General features: G+C 41.3%; 3 protein-coding genes. 2 read left to right on the top strand and 1 reads right to left on the bottom strand.

What is annotated here, in order from left to right; genetic code table 11:
* Nucleotides 1–76 precede the first annotated feature (76 nt).
* Nucleotides 77–3,124, top strand: coding sequence for a TonB-dependent receptor (locus KGY70_16745; protein MBS3776848.1), 3,048 nt, complete (start codon nt 77–79; stop codon nt 3,122–3,124).
* A 19-nt stretch (nt 3,125–3,143) separates the two neighbouring features.
* Complete coding sequence (locus tag KGY70_16750; protein ID MBS3776849.1) at nt 3,144–4,607, top strand: RagB/SusD family nutrient uptake outer membrane protein; 1,464 nt, start codon at nt 3,144–3,146, stop codon at nt 4,605–4,607.
* A 128-nt stretch (nt 4,608–4,735) separates the two neighbouring features.
* Here the strand turns inward: KGY70_16750 and KGY70_16755 are convergent.
* A partial coding sequence (locus KGY70_16755; protein MBS3776850.1) for a phosphoadenosine phosphosulfate reductase family protein occupies nt 4,736–5,028 on the bottom strand: 293 nt, incomplete at its 5' end.

Here is a 5,028-nt window from a genome sequence, read left to right on the forward strand (position 1 = left end):
GTTAAAAATTCAAAAAAATCATATTTTTGATCATGATAAAATGTATATTTTAATCCGAAACCTTAAATTTATGTTTATGAGAAAGCTAATTTTTCTTTTGACTTTTGTGCTGTTTGCCGGATTGACGGCATCGGCACAAATGCAGATTTCGGGAACGGTGACCAATGCAGAGACGGGTGAACCGGTCCCAGGGGTGTCAGTTGTTGTAGAAGGTCAGACAACCATTGGTACCTCTACCGATATGGGTGGCAATTATTCATTACAAGTGCCATCCGATGCAGAAACACTGGTGTTTAGCTTTGTAGGAATGCAAAGAGTAGAAGCGGATATTGATGGCCGCTCGACCATTAATATCGAAATGCAACCAACCGTTGAAGAAATGGAGGAAGTAATAGTTCTGGGTTATACCTCAAGGGGTAAGAACCAGATTACCGGGTCTTCTGTTCAAGTTCAGGGCGACGAACTGGAAGAAGTTCCGGTGGAATCGGTTGACCAATCCTTACAGGGTAAGATTGCCGGTGTAAACGTGCGAACCAATTCCGGAACACCTGGTGCAGTTCAGGATATCAGGATTCGTGGAAGAAGTTCATTGACTGCCGGTAATGAGCCCTTGTTTGTGATTGACGGAGTGCCTGTTACTTCCGGTGATGTTTCGAACACCAGTGCTTATACCTCATTTAATAAGCTGGCATCGCTGAGCAGTGAAGATATTGCATCGGTAACTGTACTAAAGGATGCTTCTGCTACTTCAGCTTATGGAGCACGAGGTTCAAATGGTGTTATTGTCATTGAGACCAAAGAAGGTGAATCAGGTGACGTCCAGTTTGATCTGAAAACTACTTACGGTTTCAGAGATAAAGCAGTACCTGGCTATGATCCTTTATCAGGAGAGGAGAGATTTACTCTTTATAAGGAGGCCATACATAATTCTTTTGACATCCCCGAAGATGAAGCATTTCAAACTGCTAAGGACTGGGGCCTTTCACAAGCCGGTGCTTATCAAACATGGATTGACAATGGCAGGCCGAATATTGACTGGGAAGAGACCCTGATGAACAAGAATGCCCCTATGTTGAAAACGAATTTATCTGCAAGAGGGGGTACCGATGTGTCTTCATTTTATGCATCTCTGGGGTATAATCAGTACGAGGCGACAGTTATTGGAGCAGATTTTGAGAGATTCTCAGGGTTGTTGAATTATACACGGGATTTGAGAGATAACATTATATTTAATTCAAAACTTCATATTTCGAATTCCCGTCAGAATCCGGTGATTGAGCAAAGCGCTTATTTCGCCAACCCTCATGCTTCGAAGTATTTTATGCCCAATATTTTTAAACCTTATAACGAGGAGGGTGATCCTAATATTACCATGCCTGCGGTAATGTTTAATCCAATTTATCTGGCCAAGCATGACGTGAATTACCATGATATGACCAATGCCAGGGGTTTTTTGTCATTAGACTGGGATATTATTGAGAATTTGACATTTGAAACAAAACTTAGCGGGGATTATAACATTTTGAATGCTTTTGGCTACGGCAATAGAAATTATGGTGACGTTAGGGATCAAAACGGCAATGTTAGTGATGAATTGGAACGTTCATTAAATTATGTGGTTCAAAATTCATTGAATTATGAATTTACCCTTCAGCAGTCTCATAATTTTGATGTTACTGTATTACAGGAATTTCAGAAAAATAAGTCACGATATCTAGGCGGATATGGAGAAAATTTCCCCGCTGATGGTTTGATATATCTCGATAATGCGCCTGCAAGTCAGGAAGCATATGGTAATTTTTACGACTGGATAAACCTCTCTTATCTTGGTATGGTTAACTATAATTATCAGGGTCGATATATTGTAGATCTTACTTATAGAAAAGAAGGTTCCTCCAGGTTTGCCGAAGGTAATAGATTTGGTGATTTTTGGGCAGTTGGCGGTGCATGGAATCTTTCGCAGGAAAACTTTATGTCTGGTATGGATTTTATAAGTAACCTCAGATTTAGAGGTTCTTATGGGACAAGTGGAAGCTCTGAAATTGGTCTTAACAATTATCAGGCTTTATTGTCCTACGATGAAAAATATGATGAGCAGGGTGCACCTTATCCTTCACAGGTAGGTAACAAATCATTGAGTTGGGAGAAGAACGAAAACTACGATGTTGGAATTGATTTTGGTTTCTTTGATGGAGCAATCAGCGGTTCTTTCGCTTATTTTAAAAAGCAAACCTATGATTTGCTGCAAGATGTACCTTTATCCTTCACTACTGGTTTCAACGAATACACAAGAAATGTAGGGATTATGGTCAATAAAGGAATGGAAGTAGAATTAAATTTGGATATTGTAAGATCTCAGGATTTCAACATCAATGTGGGTGGTCACTTCTCAACTGTGGATAATGAAGTTACTCAACTGGCAAAAGATCCCGAAGGTGAAGATATTGTCATCCAAAATTATGCCAAGAAAAATGAAGTGGGTCGTCCCGCATGGGCTTGGTATATAAGAAAATGGGCCGGTGTTGACCCGGAAACTGGTGAAGCTCAGTGGTACAAGAATGGCAAAGATGGAGAATTGACCACAGAGTATTATCAGGCTGAAAAGGCATACCAGGGTGGAAGCGCCCTTCCTACATACAGCGGAGGCTTTTCAACGCATATTGATTTTAAGGGCATATTCCTTAATGCCAATGTCATGTTTTCCGGTGGAAATAAAATACTGGAAAGATGGCAGGAGTACTACTTCAATTCAGGATTTTATCCCGTTGCCCTGTTCCAGGGTGTGGATGGTCTGATGAGAAGATGGCAGGAGCCTGGCGACGAAACAGATGTTCCAAAACAGTTATATGCGAATGATCTCTCTGCAGAAGCTTCTTCTAGATTTTTGCATGAGGGAGATTTTGTAAGACTCAAAGGGCTTACGTTGGGTTATAATCTACCTGAAAATATTGCTTCTAATGTTGGTATGAATGGAATAAGAATTTATGCAAGGGCCACCAATTATTTTACCTGGGTTAAGGACGATAATCTGAAATATGACCCTGAAGTAAGAGCAAACGGATATACCCGTCTGACTACGCCACCTACAAAATCAATTGTACTTGGTTTAAACCTGAATTTTTAACTAAATGAAACGAATCAATATGAAACGAATAATATATTCAATATTAGCTATCGGGCTATTCATCGGGTTCTTTAACTCCTGTACTGAGGAATCACTGGATCCGACCCTGGCCCAGGAAAAAGCTATCGAACAAAGCGTTAACAGCGCAGAAGCTCTCCAGGGAGTTTTGTTGGGAGCTTATGACAGGTTAACTCAAACTGCCTACTATGGCAGAGATTATATAGTTTTTGCAGAAGTAATGTCCGATAATTGTTTCGCCAATGGAGCTTCGGGAAGATTTCTGGAGCCATCAGCCATGGATCTCGGACCTGGTACAGGTTACGTGGAGACTTCCTGGAGAGATATCTATGAAGTAGTGGCATCAACAAATGCTATCCTGACAAAAGATAAAGCCAATCTGGAAGGCGATGCAGCAGCAATAGATCATATTTTCGGACAGGCATATGCCATTCGTGCATTGGCTCATTTTGACATGTTGAAGCTTTATGGCCAGCAACATGTTGATGGCAGTGACCTGGGTGTGCCCTATATTACTACTTTTGCAAGTGATTTGGGAGCATTCGGACCTACTGACTTTTTCCCGGAACGACAAACCGTATCCGAGGTCAAGGATAATATCTATGCCGACCTAAATAGTGCGATTGAATTCATGTCAGCCGACATGAATGATGATTCCAAACAGTACATGACTACTTATGGAGCACAAGCACTGAAATCAAGAATTGCACTGTATTTTGGAGACTGGGGAGAAGTTGTAACATCTGCTGAAGCAGTAATTGGCTCGGGCAACTATAGCATTATTGCTGCAGAGAATTATGTGGATTATTGGGCCTCTGATGGTGGACCAAATTCTATCTTCGAATTGGCTTATACAAGTACAGATAACAATAATATCAATGGGTTGGCCTATATTTACCGAGGAGATTCCTACGGGGATGTCGAGGTCTTACCCAATCTGGCTACTATATTTGACTCCAGTGATGTTCGGATGACCGGACAATTGACACAGTCAAATGGTGTGACAGTTAATATGCTTGGTCCGGGAGCCTGGAGGCCTGAACAATTGCATAATAACGGCAAATATCCCAATATGGTGAACTATAGCGACAATATCCCATTGATCCGTTACGAAGAAGTTATTCTGAATTATGCGGAAGCACTATTTGAATTGGATCAGAGTGGTATGAACGGTCAATCCGCTTTGGATTATCTGAATATGATACCCAATCATCGTAATGCCCCTCCTTATGCTGAAATAAATAAGGACAATATTTTACAGGAAAGAAGACGGGAACTTTGCTTTGAAGGATTTCGCTTCCATGATTTGGCGAGAACTGGCTTGGACATTCCTTATCCCGATCCAAGCTTGCAGGAACATGGTGGGCCTGATTATGGAAGCTACAACTATGCATTTCCAATACCTGAAGAAGAAATCAACGCCAATAAAAACATGGTGCAGAATCAGGGTTACTTACAGCAATAAGATGATATCTCCTGCAAAGAGGCTGTCTTTACAAGGCAGCCTCTTTTTGGTTTATATAGAAAAGAAAAGAAAAAAACTCCCGGCTGTTTTGCCGGGAGTTTTTTTCTTTATTTGTTTTATGGAATCGCTCAATTTGAGCTTTTGTTGTTTCCATTGGCATGCAGCCCGCATTCTTTCTTATCGGGCTCTTCCCACCACCATCTTCCTGCGCGTACATCTTCTCCGGGTTTTACAGCTCGTGTACACGGTTCGCAACCTATGCTGGGATAACCTTTATCATGGAGTTCATTGTAAGGCACTCCATTCCCTTTGATGTAATTCCATACATCTTTCTCGGACCAGTTATAAAGCGGATTCACCTTGATCATCTCGTTTTGCGCATCCCATTCTATGGGCTGCAGATTGGTCCTGGTAACCGATT

The sequence above is a fragment of the Bacteroidales bacterium genome (assembly GCA_018334875.1).
GTDB lineage: Bacteria > Bacteroidota > Bacteroidia > Bacteroidales > UBA12077 > JAGXLC01.